This is a genomic window from Aquimarina aggregata (genome assembly GCF_001632745.1).
Lineage (GTDB): Bacteria > Bacteroidota > Bacteroidia > Flavobacteriales > Flavobacteriaceae > Aquimarina > Aquimarina aggregata.
In genome coordinates this window covers 37,849-56,168 of sequence record NZ_LQRT01000013.1, presented here as the reverse complement: position 1 = coordinate 56,168, position 18,320 = coordinate 37,849, and the positions used below count along the sequence as shown (strand labels likewise).

General features: G+C 31.7%; 18 protein-coding genes. 8 read left to right on the top strand and 10 right to left on the bottom strand.

The features are described 5' to 3' along the window. Window position 1 precedes the first annotated feature (1 nt). From AWE51_RS11570 to AWE51_RS11550, 5 genes are read right to left on the bottom strand one after another with little or no spacing between them, the layout of a single operon-like run. Window positions 2-1,060 carry a nucleoid-associated protein gene (locus tag AWE51_RS11570; protein ID WP_066313697.1) on the bottom strand — a complete coding sequence of 353 codons (1,059 nt, stop codon included), beginning with the start codon at window positions 1,058-1,060 and terminating at the stop codon, window positions 2-4. Window positions 1,061-1,108: 48 nt separating this feature from the next. Beyond that, entirely contained in the window at window positions 1,109-1,624 is a 516-nt protein-coding gene (locus tag AWE51_RS11565; RefSeq protein WP_066313696.1) for an IS1096 element passenger TnpR family protein, read from the bottom strand. 42 nt (window positions 1,625-1,666) lie between these two features. Further along, the gene (locus AWE51_RS11560) at window positions 1,667-2,683 is read right to left on the bottom strand and encodes a COX15/CtaA family protein (RefSeq protein ID WP_066313695.1); all 1,017 of its coding nucleotides are present in this window, start codon (window positions 2,681-2,683) and stop codon (window positions 1,667-1,669) included. Window positions 2,684-2,723: 40 nt separating this feature from the next. Beyond that, the gene (locus tag AWE51_RS11555) at window positions 2,724-4,160 is read right to left on the bottom strand and encodes a CCA tRNA nucleotidyltransferase (protein WP_066313693.1); all 1,437 of its coding nucleotides are present in this window, start codon (window positions 4,158-4,160) and stop codon (window positions 2,724-2,726) included. A gap of 7 nt (window positions 4,161-4,167) precedes the next feature. Continuing rightward, window positions 4,168-4,737 carry an L-threonylcarbamoyladenylate synthase gene (locus tag AWE51_RS11550; RefSeq protein WP_066313691.1) on the bottom strand — a complete coding sequence of 190 codons (570 nt, stop codon included), beginning with the start codon at window positions 4,735-4,737 and terminating at the stop codon, window positions 4,168-4,170. Window positions 4,738-5,076: 339 nt separating this feature from the next. On the opposite strand from AWE51_RS11550, the gene AWE51_RS11545 reads away from it, so the two are divergent. Then, window positions 5,077-6,030, top strand: a complete 954-nt coding sequence (locus AWE51_RS11545) for a hypothetical protein (protein WP_066313690.1) — start codon at window positions 5,077-5,079, stop codon at window positions 6,028-6,030. A 92-nt stretch (window positions 6,031-6,122) separates the two neighbouring features. On the opposite strand, the gene AWE51_RS11540 is transcribed toward AWE51_RS11545, so the two are convergent. Both AWE51_RS11540 and AWE51_RS11535 read right to left on the bottom strand, forming a co-directional pair. Next, window positions 6,123-6,797, bottom strand: a complete 675-nt coding sequence (locus AWE51_RS11540) for a class I SAM-dependent methyltransferase (RefSeq protein ID WP_066313689.1) — start codon at window positions 6,795-6,797, stop codon at window positions 6,123-6,125. A gap of 74 nt (window positions 6,798-6,871) precedes the next feature. Further along, on the bottom strand, window positions 6,872-7,948 hold the full coding sequence (locus tag AWE51_RS11535; protein WP_066313687.1) for a glycosyltransferase family 4 protein: 1,077 nt from the start codon (window positions 7,946-7,948) through the stop codon (window positions 6,872-6,874). Window positions 7,949-8,162: 214 nt separating this feature from the next. On the opposite strand from AWE51_RS11535, the gene AWE51_RS11530 reads away from it, so the two are divergent. After that, a complete protein-coding gene (locus tag AWE51_RS11530; protein WP_066313686.1) occupies window positions 8,163-8,960 on the top strand; it encodes a Kdo domain containing protein in 798 nt (265 codons plus the stop codon). Here AWE51_RS11530 and AWE51_RS11525 read toward each other — a convergent pair. The 3 genes from AWE51_RS11525 to AWE51_RS11515 all read right to left on the bottom strand — a co-directional run bounded on the left by AWE51_RS11525 (window position 8,935) and on the right by AWE51_RS11515 (window position 11,746). Further along, entirely contained in the window at window positions 8,935-9,702 is a 768-nt protein-coding gene (locus AWE51_RS11525; protein ID WP_066313685.1) for a glycosyltransferase family 2 protein, read from the bottom strand. The two genes, AWE51_RS11530 and AWE51_RS11525, sit on opposite strands and share 26 nt — an antisense overlap. A 94-nt stretch (window positions 9,703-9,796) precedes the next feature. Beyond that, complete coding sequence (locus AWE51_RS11520; protein WP_066313683.1) at window positions 9,797-10,861, bottom strand: glycosyltransferase family 9 protein; 1,065 nt, start codon at window positions 10,859-10,861, stop codon at window positions 9,797-9,799. Window positions 10,862-10,930: 69 nt separating this feature from the next. After that, on the bottom strand, window positions 10,931-11,746 hold the full coding sequence (locus tag AWE51_RS11515) for a 2,3,4,5-tetrahydropyridine-2,6-dicarboxylate N-succinyltransferase (RefSeq protein ID WP_066313681.1): 816 nt from the start codon (window positions 11,744-11,746) through the stop codon (window positions 10,931-10,933). 130 nt (window positions 11,747-11,876) lie between these two features. Between AWE51_RS11515 and ruvX the strand changes: the two genes are divergently transcribed. From ruvX to AWE51_RS11485, 6 genes are all read left to right on the top strand, one after another. After that, window positions 11,877-12,287 carry a Holliday junction resolvase RuvX gene (gene ruvX, locus AWE51_RS11510; RefSeq protein WP_066313680.1) on the top strand — a complete coding sequence of 137 codons (411 nt, stop codon included), beginning with the start codon at window positions 11,877-11,879 and terminating at the stop codon, window positions 12,285-12,287. A gap of 17 nt (window positions 12,288-12,304) precedes the next feature. Next, complete coding sequence (def, locus tag AWE51_RS11505) at window positions 12,305-12,895, top strand: peptide deformylase (protein WP_066313679.1); 591 nt, start codon at window positions 12,305-12,307, stop codon at window positions 12,893-12,895. An 84-nt stretch (window positions 12,896-12,979) separates the two neighbouring features. Next, on the top strand, window positions 12,980-13,399 hold the full coding sequence (locus AWE51_RS11500) for a DUF5606 family protein (protein ID WP_066313676.1): 420 nt from the start codon (window positions 12,980-12,982) through the stop codon (window positions 13,397-13,399). A 202-nt stretch (window positions 13,400-13,601) separates the two neighbouring features. Beyond that, on the top strand, window positions 13,602-15,242 hold the full coding sequence (locus tag AWE51_RS11495) for a CTP synthase (RefSeq protein WP_066313675.1): 1,641 nt from the start codon (window positions 13,602-13,604) through the stop codon (window positions 15,240-15,242). Window positions 15,243-15,332: 90 nt separating this feature from the next. Then, window positions 15,333-17,222, top strand: a complete 1,890-nt coding sequence (gene yidC / locus AWE51_RS11490) for a membrane protein insertase YidC (RefSeq protein ID WP_066313674.1) — start codon at window positions 15,333-15,335, stop codon at window positions 17,220-17,222. Window positions 17,223-17,368: 146 nt separating this feature from the next. Then, a complete protein-coding gene (locus AWE51_RS11485) occupies window positions 17,369-18,061 on the top strand; it encodes a toxin-antitoxin system YwqK family antitoxin (RefSeq protein ID WP_066313672.1) in 693 nt (230 codons plus the stop codon). The last annotated feature ends 259 nt before the right edge of the window (window positions 18,062-18,320 follow it).

Genomic DNA, 18,320 nt, shown 5'->3' with positions numbered 1-18,320 from the left:
TTTAGGTCTTTTGTTCTTTATTAAAATAAACAAGATAGTAATACATCTGTTTTTCTTCATCCCACCCTTTTTCTACAAATTTTTCGGCTGATTCAGGATTTATAAAATCCATTTTTATTTGCACGTTGGTATCCAAATTGATAACATTTTTTATCTTTTTACGAGCAGCGGTTACCGCATTATTCGCAATAGGGAAGGTAGTAAGATCTTCGATTTGATACTTAGGTGCTTTTTCTGTTTTGTAATGTTTAAACTCTGGTATTAGATCAGGATTATCAATTACATCATTTAAGAAAGCAGTTTCTTCGAATTCATCGTTTTTTGCAAAATGATTTACGGCGCGATTCATAAACATTACTTCTTCCTTTTTGTCTTCGGCAGGTAACACAACGTCTTTTGCAAAGTCCTGGCAGAATTTCATGTATTTTTTAGTATAAAAATTCTCATCTGCAAAGGCCTCAACACCTAAGAAATTTTCTAGCCAATACTTGGTGTCATACCTATTCGAGTCGATAGATAAAACTTTGTAACCTTCTTCTTTTTTATGATTAAAGATAAGACATCCTTTGTCTAGTTTGTTAAGGTTAACACCTTGTTGAATAAGAAGTTCTATATCTGTTTCTTTTTCTTCAAACTGAAGAAAATCATGTTTTAATTCTGATTTAAATACTCCAAGTGCGTCTACTTTTTCATTATCAATAGTAACATTTTCGAGATACGTTACATATAATTCACCACTTTTAATATGTGGATGATTAGACTGTTCATATAACAAAGAAGCGATTCGTTTTGATTTTTCATGTACAGATGATGGATTATCAAAAATTTCACTTACAATTTTGTATAAAGGATTAAACTCTACATCAACATCATTTGCAAATTGAAAATAATTCTCTTCTTTTTCTCTAAATGGTTTAAAGAAATATTCTTTCAGAATAGCGGTTAATTCATCATTAACTAAATATGGTGACTCAGAAAGGAAAAGGTTTTCTCCTTTGTTTTTATTTCCTACTTTGTGTACAGAAAGAGATTCAATTTGGGTACTATATAGATTGATCATAACATATATTATCTCAACATATTGCTGAGAATTTTTTTAGTTAATATTTTAATTCCAGTTTTCGTCAAATCCAAGATCATCATACTCATCTGGATCCATAAACTCTTCAGAACTCTCATCGGCATACTGATCAGATTCATCAGCTACAAATTCTTTATTTGGTGCTTGATCGGGTATTTGTCCATGTACAAACATGATATTAGGATATTCCATCCCATTCTCATATTCTGCGATCTCGGCGAGCTCTATCATAAACGTCCACATACTTAAAAAGTCATAGATATAAAGTAATTTAGGAGATGCCTCATGAGCAACATCGATTAAGGAAGTCTCATTCATTAATCGTGTAGACTGCGATCCTTCACTCATATCAAATAAAGATATTTCTTCACCTTGATTCCATTGGTCATCACTAATATAAAAAGATGCCATTTCGGTACCATCAAATCCAAAGGATTGAGTGATTACATTATGAAACTGCTCTAAAGACGCATCCTGTTCAATTTCGATATCTCTAAACACATCTTCCTCGGTGTCTAGTATAACTCTGAAACGATAAATCATTCTTACTTAATTTGGAAAAGCAAAGATACTATAAATGCTTTGTTATTTACTAAAACGGTGCAATGAAAAAGTCATTGCTCCAAGTAAGAAAAAGGCAACAACCTGGTGTAGTACTCCTAATGCTATTGGAACTCTATATATTAGCGTAAAGACACCTAATAAAAATTGAATACCTACTATAATTAATAATAGGTTTAATGCTTTACTTTGCATTTTTGTTTTTTCTAGTCTTTTACTTTTGTACCAAATAAATAGAATAATACCTACAACTAAGTAAGCTAGGTAACGGTGAACAAATTGCACACCACTTTTACCTTCAATGAAATTCATAATAGTCGGCGATTGTTCAATATACACAGATTCATGAATAAGAGCACCATCATTCATTAACGGCCAATGATTATGTAGCAGACCTGCATCAAGTCCAGCTACAAAAGCTCCATAAATAATCTGAATTAATAGTATAACTAATCCCCATCTTACCAGGTTTCTGAATTTTAAGTCGATTACTTTTTTATTGGGATATATAAGGTCTAGTGCCACCCAAAAAGTATAAGCAAACGTAATAAACGCAGTAGTAAGATGCATTGCAAGTCTGTAGTGACTTACATCTGGGCGGTCAATCAACCCACTTTTTACCATAAACCATCCTAAAAATCCTTGAAAACCTCCAAGTAACATTAAGATAAGGGCCTTTTTTATCGTTGGTTTTGATAGTTGTTTTCTAATTAAAAAATATATAAATGGTATAATGAAAACAATACCAATAAATCTACCAATTACCCTGTGAAACCATTCCCAGAAGTAAATACTTTTGAAGTCTTCTAAAGTAAATTGATTGTTTATTTTTTGATACTCTGGATATTTTTTATACAATTCAAATGCCTCGTTCCATTCAACCTCATTCATAGGGGGTATTGTTCCTGAGATTAATTTATAGTTAGACATGGATAATCCAGAATGAGTGAGTCTGGTAATACCTCCAACAATAACCATAATGAAAATTAATAAACACCCAGTGAGCAGCCAGTAGATTACTTTTTTATTATCTTTTTTCATAAAAAAATTCAATGTTACTTATTTCTACAAATTGTTTTTTTTAATGTATTGGTTTTTTTATGGTTAGGCCTAGTTGTTTTCCTTTTTGTATCATAAATTCGAAGGCAGCTTCATGTTCATTTGGTATTTCTCCTTCAAGAATTGCTTCTTTTATAGCTTCTTTAATAATACCTATTTCTCTAGAGGGTTTAATGCTAAAAGCTTTCATGATCTCTTCACCCGTAACTGGTGGTTGAAAATTACGAATATGATCTCGTTCCTCTACTTCAATCATTTTTAATCTAACCTTCTTAAAGTTATTGTGATATTTTTTAAAACGTTTAGGGTTTTTGGTAGTAATATCAGCTTCACATAAAGTCATCAATTCTTCAATATAATCGCCTGCATCAAATACTAATCTGCGTACCGCAGAATCTGTTACTTCTGACGCAATTACGATTGGTCTTGAACTCATTAATACCATTTTCTGAACGAATTTCATTTTATCATTTAATGGCATTTTCAAACGTTTAAAAAGTTTGAAAACCATTTTAGAACCTACAAATTCATGACCATGGAAAGTCCAACCTATTTTTTTATGGAATTTTTTGGTAGGCGCTTTACCAATATCATGCAATAAAGCAGCCCATCGTAGCCATAAATCATTGGTGTTTTCTGAAATATTATCAACGACTTCAAGAGTGTGATAAAAATTATCTTTATGTCGTTGTCCCTCTATTTCATCAATGCCTTTTAATGCAGTTAATTCTGGAAGAATGTAGGGTAGTAGACCAGTTTTTTCTAATAACTTAAAACCAACCGATGGTTTACTGCTAAGCATAATTTTATGTAGCTCTTCTACAATTCTTTCCTGAGTAATAATTTTTATCCGATCCTTGTTTTTAGTAATCGCATTAAGAGAAGCTTCTTCTATTTTAAAGTTTAATTGTGTTGCAAAACGAATGGCCCGCATCATACGTAAGGGATCATCAGAATAGGTTATATCAGGGTCTAATGGTGTACGAATAATTTTTGACTTTAGATCATCTAAACCTCCAAAAGGGTCTAAAATATCTCCAAAATTTTCTTTTGATAAATCCAGTGCTAATGCATTGATTGTAAAGTCTCTACGATTCTGGTCGTCCTGTAAAGTACCATTTTCGACTTGAGGGTTTCTACTATCTTTAGAGTAGGATTCTTTTCTAGCTCCTACAAATTCTACTTCAATATCATCTGCTCTCAACATTGCAGTGCCATAGGTTTTAAAAACCTGTACTTTGGGATGATTAGATAACAATGAAGAGACTTCTTTGGCTAATGCTATCCCACTACCAATTGCAACTATATCAATATCTTTAACAGTGCCTCTTTGCAACAAATAATCTCTAACAAATCCACCAATAACATAACTTTCTAAATCTAAGTTAGTGGTTGCTTGGGTAATTGTTTTAAAAATAGATAGTTGTAAGGCTTCTTTGTGATTTTTAACTTCAGACATGTACAATTTACTTCCTAATAATCTTAACGGTACTGTCACCTCCAATTTTGATTATAGAAGAAGGTTTAGCACCTTTATTTTGTAAAGGCAAATTTACGACATAGTCCACGCCTTCCAAAATAGCAGAAGATATTTCTTCAAAGTTTTTTGGAGCAGGTTTTCCACTAATATTTGCAGATGTAGATACAATAGGCCTTTTTAGTTTCCTAATTAATTTTCCACAAAAAGGATCTCTGACTACTCGAATACCCAAAGTGTTGTCTTCAGCGATAATGTTTTCCGAAACTCTTAAGGGGCGATCATATATTATTGTTGTGGCTTTTGTAGCATATTTTAAAATATCGTATGCAACTTCTGGAACTTCTTCTACATATTGCTGCAACATTTTAAAATCATTCACAAGACAAATCATCGTCTTGCTTTCGGCTCTTTGTTTAAGCTTGTATACTTTATCAATTGCGCCAGGATTCGTAGCATCACAACCTATTCCCCAAACTGTATCTGTTGGGTATAATATAAGTCCACCTCTTTTTAATACAGTTAGCGTTTTTTCGATTTCTATTTGATGATCTATCATGGAGTAAAATTCAAAATTTCTTTTTTGCAAAGAAAGTCAAAATATCATAGTAATTCATTGTTTATGATAAATATGTATAGTCATCTATGTGTTGCTTTACCATAGATTCTGAATTCATGAACAAACTAAATCTAGGATTTTGATATAACAGGGAAAGAAGAGGAGAAATGTTCTGTATAAAGATACACGAATGTCTTGTTAGTATATAATTAACATAGGTTATAGTTTTTTTATGAAACATATAATTGATTTGAGACATTACTAAAAGTTAACCGCTTAGTAAGCAAAAAAACCTGAATGCACAACAGGAAATTTGTGCACAATTAAAACCTATATATTATGAAAAAAATCTTTTTAGTAGCAGCAGCTTTATTGGGAATGATTTCCTGTGAAAGCGAAAATGACGCTATAATGCCGCAAGGGGTTGGTGACGAATCTTCTATTTCTTTGAACAAAGAAATATTTTCTTTTAAGAATTGGGACGAGTTTAGACAACGTTATCTTGAGTTTGCCAAACTAGATACAGAGATGTTAGAGATGCAAACTTTTTTCTCACCAGATAGAGCGTTAGGGGTAGATTTATCCTATGCACTACAAGGTATTTTAAATAAAGATCATCAATTTAAAGTAGCGGGTAAAACAATTTGGTTTGATGACGGTAAATTTTATGAACTTGACGATACTATTGATCTTGATGTCCAAAAATCTAATAGAACTGCACTACGACAAGTAGGTTCTGTAATTGCGGGTCCAATAACTCTGGATTCACAAGGAGAAGCTAGTGCAGGTAAATCTATTCTTGATAATAATCAACGTGAATTTAGAAAACAGAAATATATTGAGAATTGCGGAACTGGAGCAGTTCAAGGCACTTCGCCAAGAGCATTTAAATATGTACATGAGATTTTTGCAGAAACCATTACTTCAGGAGCACCAGGTTTCGAAGTATCTCAATACGCAATACATTTAAGAGTGAAATTAGAGTATAATCATAAACGCAGACGTTGGAGACTTTCTGGGGAGAGAAGAGAGATTTCAATTAGTGTTTCAAATAGTTCTGTGTTAAGAAACAGAATAGGGCAGCCTATTCGCCCTCATCCAAGTGATATTAACGTAGGGTCAGTAACATTTTCATCACAATGCGCATCTCATCAATCTAGATTGCTTAACTCTATCAATGCTGCTGGTCCAATAGCAGGAGCAAATTGGGATATTAGGGTAAATGGTGTAATTACAGAAAAAATGGTTGGTGATGTGCCAGCAAATCGTTGGAGAGATACTATTAACTGGTAATTTTAACAGGTTTAGAAAGTAATTGCTTTTAACAACGAAGCGAGAATTCTATAATAAGAATTCTCGCTTTTTATATTGTATAATTTAAAATATTAGTTCTTCAAACTACTTTTCTTAACCATCAAAATTTGATAAGCATTTGTTACAATGACCCAGTCTTTCTTCAGCATATGCTCTACTACAACCTTTCCTTTTCCTCCTCCAGGTAAATCGCAATCATCAATAAGGATAATTGTATCGTCATGGAGGTTTTTTTCAACAGCGATAAACTCTTTTAGATGATGTTCTTGACTTTTTCTTTGTATTTCTTCATCGTGTAAAGAATAATCATAACTATCTAGATATAATAGATCTATTTTTTGATCAAAATTTTCTAAAAAGGCAATTGAATCTGATAATTCAAGAGTGACTACATTGTTTAAATTTTCATCATTTAAACCTTCTTGAGATCCTTTTAGCGAATCTTCGCTAATGTCTACCGATATAACTTTGCCACCATGTCTTTGCGCCCATTTTCCAAATACTATTGTAGCCGCACCATCTCCGTGAGTATTTTTAAGACCATCTCTAGAGGTACCGGTTTCTACAATTAGTTTGCCATTTCTTTGTTCTAGAAGTCTTAATGTTTCTACAAATGTATCTCTTCTTAATGCAAAATTGTATTTGAATGGCATAAGAGGAAATAGTGATTTATGTTTGGATAATTTTTTACCCAAAATTATGATGCCTATTAAGAGTAATAAACCAATGATGATTTGTAAAGCCATTTTTGTATGTTTAGGTATTTAAAAAGTATATTTTGAAGCTGCTAATATACTAATGGTTGATTTTATAATAAACGTTATTTAGAGTTATTTATCAAATTTTTATAGACCTCAATGTATTGCTTTGCCGCTTTATTCCATGAAAAAAAATCTGCCCGTTCTATGAGGTTAGTCCTAAATTCGGTTTCATTTTCATTATAATATGCAAGATTCTTTTTTAATAAATCAGCCATATTTTTAGTGTTAAAGTCTTTCCAGTAGAAAGCATATTTACCTCCTATTTCGGGAAGCGACGTCGTATTTGCTAAAAAAATAGGTACACCATATCGCATAGCTTCAATTACAGGTAGTCCAAAACCTTCTCGGTCAGAAGGAAATACAAAAGCACTACAGTTTTTCATGTAGTATTGTTTTTCTTGTTCAGAGACACGCCCAGTTAAAGTAACTCGATCAGCTAGACCTAATGATGTTATCGTTTCTCTAACTTTTTCTCCATATGGTCTAGTATCATTTCCAGAAATAATTAGATTGTATTCTGGTAAATGTTGCATCATTTCTACTAAGAGATGAAAATTCTTTCGTTCTAAAAAATCTCCTAAACCATAAAGGTATTTTTTACTTATATCAATGTCGGTAGAAAAATTATCTAAATTTTCAAAAGAAACCATTGGATTACCATTGTAGATTACATATTCAGGTATATCTGGAATTTCAAAATACTTATGAGTAGACTGTTTAGCATATTCAGAAATATAAGTAATCGCATCGGCTCTATTTAATTTTTCTATAAATCTTTGATTTCTTTCGTGATTCAAGTCACTCGAAATTTCCTCAATAAAATTTACATCATGTACTGTTAGAACATAAGGTAGATTATGATAGGGTTCTATTTTAGTGTTTTGGTTTAAGGAGTGCCAAACATCATATTTTTTTCTAACACTAGTAACTTTATAACGTCTAGCTCCAAAATAGCGCTTGTATTTGAAGAAATTACCAAAATAAGGTTTTAACGCTTGTATGGGACGAGTATGAACAGAGAATCTGATATCTGGATCATTAATTTCTTTAAACGCCTTAAGTAAATGATAGTTAAATTGACCAAAACCTGTATGAATATTATTGATATTATGCGTTTCTAGAAATATTTTATACATGGGGTTGTTTTTTGCAAAGTAAATAAAATAGATATTAATTTTAACTTTTTTTTTTGATTTAAATATGTGGTTTGTAATATTAAAACATGCCAGTTGATTTTTAGCTTATACATCTATGGGATTAAAAAGAGAACTTTTAATTCTTGTTTTAATTATGTAATGAACTTGATTTCTCTTCTTAAATAAGTACCTTTACGCCATTATTTTGTAGCAAATGCAGAACAAGTTTATAGTCAATTCTTCTCAACAACATCTTGAGCCTACCATTAAGAATGCAATTCATAATTTTGAATATCATACCGAAATCCTAGGAGAAGGAGATCGTAATGTTATAAAAATTGTTGAGATCGAGGGTAAGAAGTATGCTATTAAATCATTTAAAATCCCTAATTTCATTAATAAAGTAGCATATCGGTTTTTTAGAAAATCGAAAGCTGAAAGGTCATACATATATGCGAGTACTCTATTGTCTAAAGAAATAGGTACACCATTACCGGTAGCTTATGATTTGTATATGACACCCTTCTTATTTAATAAAAGTTATTATGTAAGCGAGTTGGTAGCCTGTGATTTAACATATAGAGAACTTACTACAGATTTTAGTATTTCTGATCATGAAGCTATTTTGAGAGCTTTCACTCGGTTTACATATAAGCTCCACGAAAATGGAATTAATTTCTTGGATCATTCACCTGGTAATACATTGATAAAAAGAGTGAACGGCGACTATTTGTTTTATTTGGTAGATCTTAATCGAATGGAGTTCGGGACAATGGATTTTGATACTAGAATTAAGAATTTTGCTAAGCTAACAATTCATAAGTCTATGATAGAAATTATGAGTAATGAGTATGCAAAATGCAGTGGAGAAGATGAAGAAAAGGTATTTAACCTTATGTGGACGTATACTAAAGAATTTCAATATCGATTTTATCGAAAAATCAGAGTTAAGAAAAGAATATTCTTCTGGAAGAAAAAATATAAAACTATTTCTGGAGATTCTCCGATTTAATGCGTTCTCTTAATTTAATATACTTTAAGAAAGTAAGGTTTGCCGTTTGAATACAAATAACAAAACCATTTAAACCGTCTAAGAATCCTAAACGTAAAATATAGGCCTTAAAAAAAGCCCAAGATGGATTAAATAGAATTTTCCATAAAGTTGCTTTTTTTCCAAGAGCATAGTACGATTGTGCCGATATAGTCGAAAATTTTTCAATTTGTTGATTGTACGCCTTATATGTTGGGTAATTCCAATGTAATATATCTCCTTTTAATTTACCGTAGTTTTTAGGGGAGTGCAATTTATAAGAATCGTGAGGGTTTATACCTTTCCATTCTCCTTTTCCTTTTTTAAAGACTCTTAGTTTTTTATCGGGATACCAATCCGAATATTTAATCCATTGTCCACAAAAGTTATTAAATCGATTGGTGTAATAACCGTCATGTTCCCAGTTTGATTTTAGGTTGATTAACGAATGTTGGAGTTCTGGAGACAAAGCCTCATCACCATCTAAAGAGACTATATAATCGTATTTAGCTTGAGTAATAGCAAAATTCTTTTGTTCTTTATATCCTAGAAATTTTTGTTCTATAAAATTAGCTCCATATTTTTTGCAAATTTTAGCAGTATCATCAGTCGAAAAGGAATCGACAACAACAATTTCGTCAACAACTCCTTGAAGTGAAGCTAAACATTTTTCAATTTTTCTTTCTTCATTAAAAGTAATAATTACTCCAGAGAGTTTGATCATTCGATATTGTTTTTTTTTTACTAAAATTTGGACAAAAATAATTATTTTTTAAAAGTATGAGATTGATTTGGATACATGTGATTTCTCATGACCACTAGCTAAAGGTTTGTGTTAAGTAATTTCTAAGCTTAGGTATAATATATTCTGAAGAAAACTCTTGGTATAACTCTAGAGATTGATCTTTCATTTTTTTTGGTGAATTACCAACGTATAGTTCAGGTTTTATATCTATAAGGTGTATCGAATCGTTTTCAATCCCGTCCTCAAACATATTCCAATCTTTTTTTATAATCCATGGTGAAAAAATGGTAAAGGTTGGAAGATTCAATGCTTTGGCCATATTAACGGCACCACCTTCATTTCCGATTAAAGCATCACAATGGGAAAGAATCGCTATAAAACCTCGTAAACTTTTAGCAAATACATCAAAATGAATATGTTTTTGAGTTTTGTAATTTGTAAGATTATAAATTGTTCGTGCATCCTTTTCCTGATTTGGCATATAATTAAAAAGGACATTTGCTCCCGTGGTCGAAACAATTTCATCAATTACTTTAGCCATGTATTTAAAAGGCAATGTTTTATTTGGGCTACTTCCTAAAACACTAATCATTATCAAAGGTTTATTTTGAGTAATATGATTAGATTTTAAGTATTCGTTAGCTATTTGTTTCTCATCTTCGGTAAGAAATATTTTTGGTTTAATAATTTCAGAAGTTATTCTGTTTTCAGGAAAAACCAAACGAAGCCTGTTTTCAATCGCAATACTGGCGTTGGTAATAGGCTCGGATGCTCTATGAATTACTTGAGTATATATAAATTGAGTGTACCATTTGTAAAATGATACTCTTTTTGGAGCTTTAGAAAATAGTGAAATAAGATTACTTTCTAATTTTCCATAGGCATCAATAACTAAATCATATTTTGATTTTTTGATAGACACCAAAAAATGATAGAAATCAATCTTACTTTCACGATATTGATTTTTAAACTCTATTATTTTATCAAAAAAAGGATTTTCAGTCAATACAGGTCTAGTGCTAGAATTGACTAAATAATCAATAGTTGCATTGGGGTATTCTTTTCGCAATGCTTCACAAATAATAGTACTTGTAAGTACATCACCGATCATTTTTTGTTGAATGACTAAAATTTTCATGACTATCGATTAAAACAATTGAGCTCGTCCTAAATATATTTAAGACAAGCTCATTATATCATACCTACATTAAACGGCAACATCGTATTCACGAAGCGCATCATTTAAAGAGGTTTTTTTGTCAGTACTTTCTTTACGCTTACCAATAATTAATGCACAAGGAACATTATATGATCCTGCTGCGAATTCTTTTGTATAACTCCCTGGTATAACAACAGAACCGGCAGGCACTACACCTTTTCTTTCTACAGGTGTATCTCCTGTAACATCAATAATTTTTGTAGATGCTGTAAGTACTACATTGGCACCAAGTACAGCTTCTTTTTCAACACGAACACCTTCGACAACGATACATCTTGATCCAATGAAAGCATTATCTTCTATAATTACCGGAGCAGCTTGTAAGGGCTCTAATACACCTCCAATACCAACACCTCCACTAAGATGTACATTTTTTCCTATTTGCGCACAACTTCCAACAGTTGCCCATGTGTCGACCATTGTTCCTTTGTCAACATATGCCCCTATATTTACATAGCTAGGCATTAAAATTGTACCCGGAGATATATAGGCACCATGTCGTGCGACAGCATTTGGGACAACACGAATTCCTTTGGCTTCATAATCTCTCTTTAAAGGAATTTTGTCATGGTATTCAAAAATTCCAGCCTCTAATGTTTCCATTTTCTGAATAGGGAAATACAATACGACTCCTTTTTTTACCCATTCGTTTACTTGCCATCCCCCTTCTACAGGTTCTGCTACCCTAAGTTCACCAGAATCAAGTAAGTTTACAACTTCTCGTATTGCTGCTTGAGTATCTGACTCTTTTAAAAGGTCTCTGTTTTCCCAGGCCTTTTCTATAGTTTCTTTTAGTTGGTTCATTGATTTATAAAATTTTCGTAAAGATAATAGCTTAGTTGGAAAATAAGTACGGATAAACCATATTTTAGGAAACCATTAATAAATAGAATGTTTATTTAGGATAATATCATATTTTTGCACAAAAATGTAAATGGCAAGAATATTAGCTATAGATTATGGAGGTAAACGTTGTGGGATCGCAGTTACCGATGAATCTCAAATTATTGCATCTGGATTGACCACGGTGGATACCAAAGAACTATTGTCTTGGCTAAAAGATTATGTGTCTAAAGAACCCGTAGAGCTCTTTATAGTTGGGGAACCTAAAAGATTACATGGAGAGCCGTCAGAAAGTGAAAAATTGATTAAACCATTTTTAGAAAAACTAAATAAAATGCTTCCTGATATTCCTGTTAAGAGAATTGATGAACGTTTTACTTCTAAAATAGCTTTCGATACTATGATTGCCAGCGGAATTTCGAAAAAGAAACGAAGAGATAAAGCATTAGTAGATCAAATAAGTGCCACGATTATACTGCAAGATTATTTGTATAATCTTTAAAACATTAAATAATAATTATGATACTTCCAATTGTAGCATACGGAGATCCTGTATTAAAGAAAAAAGCTAAGGAAATCGAAAAAGATTACCCGAAACTTGAAGAATTGCTAGAAAATATGTTCGAAACCATGTATAATGCTCATGGTGTTGGATTGGCTGCTCCGCAGATAGGGCTTCCTATTCGATTATTTTTGGTAGATGCAGAACCATTTTCTGAAGATGATGAATTAACAGAAAAAGAAGCTAGTAGTTTAAAGGATTTTAGGAAGGTGTTTATTAATGCTCAAATTATTGAAGAAACCGGAGAAGAATGGGCTTTTACCGAAGGATGCTTAAGTATACCCGATATAAGAGAAGATGTTTTTCGGAAAGATACAATCAAAATAAACTACTTTGATGAGAACTTCGTTGAGCATACAGAAGTTTATGACGGATTAATAGCAAGGGTTATTCAACATGAATATGACCATATAGAAGGAATCTTGTTTACAGATAAACTATCTAGTCTTAAAAAACGTTTGATTAAAGGAAAATTAACTAATATTTCTAAAGGTAAAATTAATGCAGAGTATCGCATGCGTTTTCCTTTAATGAAAAAAGGAAGATAATATACTTTAAAAATATTTGTAGTAGTAATGTTTGATTTTTTGAAACGAACTACTGATATTTGCCAACTTTTGAAATAAATATTTATGGGCTTAGATAAAATATTAGCAATTTCTGGAAAACCAGGTTTATATGAGTTAAAAACACAAACTCGTAGTGGTTTTTTAGCTGAATCCCTATTAGATGGGAAAAAAATATCAGTAAGTATACGTCATAATGTAAGTATTCTTAGTGAAATAGCAATTTATACCTTTACCGAGGAAGTTCCTTTACGTGATATTTTTAAGAAGATACAAGATAAAGAGAATGGAGAACAAGCTATAAGTCATAAAGAGCCCAAGAATAAATTAGAAGCTTATTTTAGTGAAGTGCTTCCTGATTACGATGAGGATAGAGTATACACTAGTGATATGAAAAAAGTTATTCAATGGTATAATATTTTACAATCCAAAGGAATGACAGATTTCTCAGAACCAGAAGATAAAGCATCAGATGAAGAAGAGTAGAATCTAATTTTATATAAAAAAATCCTGTCAATAGACGGGATTTTTCTTTTTGTAGAAGTAATAAACTGATTCTTAGTTTTTTGAATTGTTAAAGAAATCTGAATAAGTTCATGAATATTGCTTGGTTTTCAATGCATCAATTCATGACTTCTTTGTACTTTTGCGCAGAATTTAAATGCAACATACTAATAGTTAAGTATACATGTCTAATACCAAATATGTTTTTGTAACGGGAGGTGTTTCTTCCTCTTTAGGAAAAGGGATTATAGCAGCTTCATTAGCAAAACTGCTACAAGCGAGAGGGTATAGAGTTACCATTCAAAAATTGGACCCCTATATCAATGTTGATCCAGGAACACTAAATCCATATGAGCATGGAGAATGTTATGTTACTGATGATGGAGCAGAAACAGATCTCGATTTAGGGCATTATGAAAGATTTTTAAATAACCCAACATCTCAAGCTAATAACGTGACCACAGGTAGAATATACCAAAGTGTTATCGAAAAAGAAAGAAGAGGAGAGTTTTTAGGAAAAACAGTTCAGGTCGTACCTCATATTACCAATGAGATAAAAGAAAGAATTCAGATTTTAGGAAAGAGTGGTAATTATGACATTGTAATTACAGAAATTGGAGGAACAGTAGGTGATATTGAATCTCTTCCTTATATAGAAGCAGTGCGACAATTAAAATGGGAACTAGGAGATACTAATGCTCTGGTCATACATTTAACGTTAATACCTTATCTTTCTGCTGCAGGTGAGCTAAAAACTAAACCTACGCAGCATAGTGTAAAAACTTTGATGGAGAGTGGTATCAAAGCAGACATTTTAGTATGTAGAACAGAGCACGAACTGTCTGATGATTTAAGACGAAAGCTAGCACTATTTTGTAATGTACGACAAGAGGCGGTGATCCAGTCAATAGATGCATCCACAATATATGATGTCCCAAACTTAATGTTAGACGAGGGATTAGATGCTGTTGTCTTAAAACAATTGGTATTAAGAGATGATAACGTTCCTAATCTTGAAAATTGGAATAAATTCTTGCAACGACATAAAAACCCAAAATTTGAAGTAACAGTAGGACTTGTTGGTAAGTATGTAGAATTACAAGACTCCTATAAATCAATTTTAGAAGCTTTTATTCATGCTGGAGCAGAAAATGAAGTAAAAGTTAATGTAGTTAGTATTCATTCAGAATATATTGATGATGCTACCATTAGTGAAAAAATAGCACATTTAGACGGAATATTAGTCGCTCCAGGATTTGGAGAGCGCGGAATCGAAGGCAAAATTAAAGCAGTTCAGTTTGCAAGAGAACACAAGTTGCCATTTTTTGGAATTTGTTTAGGGATGCAAATGGCAGTGATAGAGTATTCGCGAAATGTATTGGGCTTAAAAGATGCTTGTTCTGTTGAGGTTGATGAAAACACTTCTAATCCCGTAATTGATATTATGGAGGAGCAAAAAAGTATCACCGATATGGGAGGAACAATGCGTTTGGGAGCTTGGAACTGTGAACTTGTTGAAAATAGTAAAGTTTTTGAAGCTTATGGTGAGACTATGATTTCAGAACGTCATCGTCATCGCTATGAATATAATAATAAATATAAGGAGCAGTTAGAGCAAGCTGGACTAAAAACAACAGGAGTGAATCCTAAGACAGGTTTGGTAGAAATAATAGAAGTTTCTGATCATCCTTGGTTTGTTGGGGTGCAGTATCATCCAGAATATAAGAGTACTGTGGCTAATCCTCATCCATTATTTATAGCTTTTGTAAAAGCGGCTGTTGTCTATTCTAAGAATAAGAAAAATGCCAAAGTGTCACAGGGGTAGTGATTGGCTAGATAATTGACATTAAAATGATACAAATAACCTTAAAAGCCTTCCTGATGATTCAGATTAAGGCTTTTTATACATCAATACATGGAAGAAAAGAAATTTGACCTTAATTCAATAATAGGGTTTGCACTTATTTTTGGAATCGTAGCATTTATGTTTTATACGAATCAGCCGACTCCAGAAGAAATAGAAGCACAAAAAGTAGCAAAAGAACAAGCTGAAAAAGAAAAAACATCAAACGAAGATACTACTGCAACAACTGACTTTGTAACAGAAAGCGAAGCTATTGTAGTAAATCCTCAAGATTCCGTAGCATTAGCAGGAGCAAAATCTCAATTAGGAGCATTTGCATATTCAGCAAGTTTACCATCGGCAAAAGATGAGTTTACAAAAATTGAAAATGAAGTATTAAGTTTAAAAATAAATAACAGAGGAGGATACATTTCTGAAGCACTTTTAAAGAATTTTAAAACATATGATTCGGTTCCTGTGTATCTTATTAAAGATGGTAAAAATGCATCTTTTAATCTGAACTTTGGGACTACAGATAATAGAATTTTAAATACAAAAGACCTATTTTTTGAACCTAAAATGTCTAAAAATGGTGAGAATACTATTTTATCTATGAAACTTAAGGTTTCTGATTCTAAATTTTTAGAATATAGATATGAGTTGAAACCAAACGATTATATGGTAGATTTTACCATTAGATCTCAAGGACTACAACAAGTTATTAATAGTAGTCAAACGATTAATCTTGATTGGAAACTTCAAGGAACAAGACACGCAAAAAGTGCATCATACGAAAATAGATATACAGATATACATTATGAATATGACGGAGGTAAAGATAGTTTTACTGGACAAGGAGAATTTGATGATGATCAAGAAGAAAATGTTACTTGGATAGGCTTTAAACAACACTTTTTTACATCTATTTTATTAACTGATACAGCATTTAAAACAGCTTCGTTTACATCAAAAAACATTGCGAGTAAGAGTGAACTTGATGATAAAGATATTAAGGTAACTAAAGAGTTTGCAGTCTCAATGCCATTAGAGCTAACGGCAGGGGAGCTAAATTATAATATGGACTGGTATTATGGTCCTACAGATTATAAAATTTTGGATGGTTATAATAGAAATCTAGACGAAATTGTACCACTTGGTTGGGGGATTTTTGGAGTTATTAATAGATATCTATTTATACCATTTTTTGGGTTCTTAAGTGGGTTTTTGCCTTACGGAGTGGCAATTATTGTAATGACTATTATTGTCCGTATCATATTGTCTCCAGTTACCTATAAATCGTATTTGTCTCAGGCAAAAATGAAAGTATTGCGTCCTGAGATTACAGAAATCAATGAAAAGCATAAGGATAATGCCATGAAAAAGCAACAAGAGACTATGGCGTTGTATGGTAAAGCAGGTGTTAATCCTATGAGTGGTTGTTTGCCAGCTTTAATGCAAATCCCTGTGTTTTATGCATTATTCAATTTCTTTCCAAGTGCTTTTCAATTAAGACAAAAGAGCTTTTTATGGGCAGATGATTTATCAAGTTACGATAATATAGCACAATTACCATTTGAAATCCCCTTTTATGGAGACCATATTAGTTTATTCCCAATATTAGCGTCGGTAGCGATATTCATTTACATGACAATGACAACTGGGCAAACTATGCAAACACAGCAGCCAGGGATGCCAAATATGAAATTCATCATGTACCTGTCTCCATTAATGATGCTATTTTTCTTTAATAATTATGCCAGTGGATTGTCATTATATTATTTTATTTCTAATTTAATTACTATTGGTATTATGTTGGTCATCAAAAATGTAATAATTGATGAAGATAAAATTCATGCAAAAATTCAAGAGAATAAAAAGAAACCTAAAAAACAAGGTAAATTTCAGAAGAAGATGAAAGAGTTGATGGAGCAAGCAGAACAACAAAAAAATAATAAGAAATAGAATTATATTAACATTATGTTATAAAAAGCTCCAATTTTGGGGCTTTTTATATTTAAAATTTATCTTTATCATTAGGATTTTATAATATTGGTATACTTTTTGGAATTTACATCCGTTGAAATAATGTTCCAAATCAATTAGTAATTATGCGAAGTAGATTTTTATTCTTTATTTATTTTTTTACATGTATTTCTGTGGTTGCTCAGAAATACAACAATTATGACGCTGAAGGAAAAAGACATGGACAATGGCAAAAAAAGTTTCCGAACAGTAATCAATTAAGATATGAGGGGACTTTTGAACATGGTAAGGAAATAGGTGAGTTTAAGTTTTATAAGCCAAGTGGAGGTAAAAACCCTACAGCGATAAAAACATTCTCCTCACAAAGCGATACTGTAGTGGTGAAATATTTTACCCAAAAAGGAAAGGTTATCAGTGAAGGTAACATGATTAATAAAGATAGAGTTGGATTATGGAAATATTATCATAATGGATCCGATAAAATCATGATGACCGAGAACTATCGTTTGGGTAAATTACATGGAGAGCAACTTACTTATTTTGAAAATGGTAAGCTCACAGAAAAGAATACTTATGCCGATGGAAAAAGGGAAGGGAAAAGAATAATTTATTCTGAAGATGGAATCGTTATTAAAGATTTTACCTACGAAAATGATAGATTACATGGTCTTACCAAGTATTATGATACAAAAGGAGTTCTTATTATAGAAGGTAATTATAAAAGGAACCAAAAAAACGGTATCTGGAAATATTATGATAACGGAAAATTAAAAGAACAAAAGAAATTCCCATTGCCTAAAAGTGGCGCTAATAACTAACTTTTAAAACTAAATAAAATATAAAAGCCTCAAATTCATTTGAATTTGAGGCTTTTATATTTTATGAATCATTTTAGGAGTTTTCTATGAATTTATGGTAGGTATACGGATATGTATTGTATTGTTATGCCTTACTTTAATAATGCTAAAAAATTAACATATTTTATATAAATATAGAGATATGTTTTATTCATTTAAACATACGTTATGGTTCAAATATAAATTTATATGCAGTTTTATAGATGTTTAAGAATTTTGA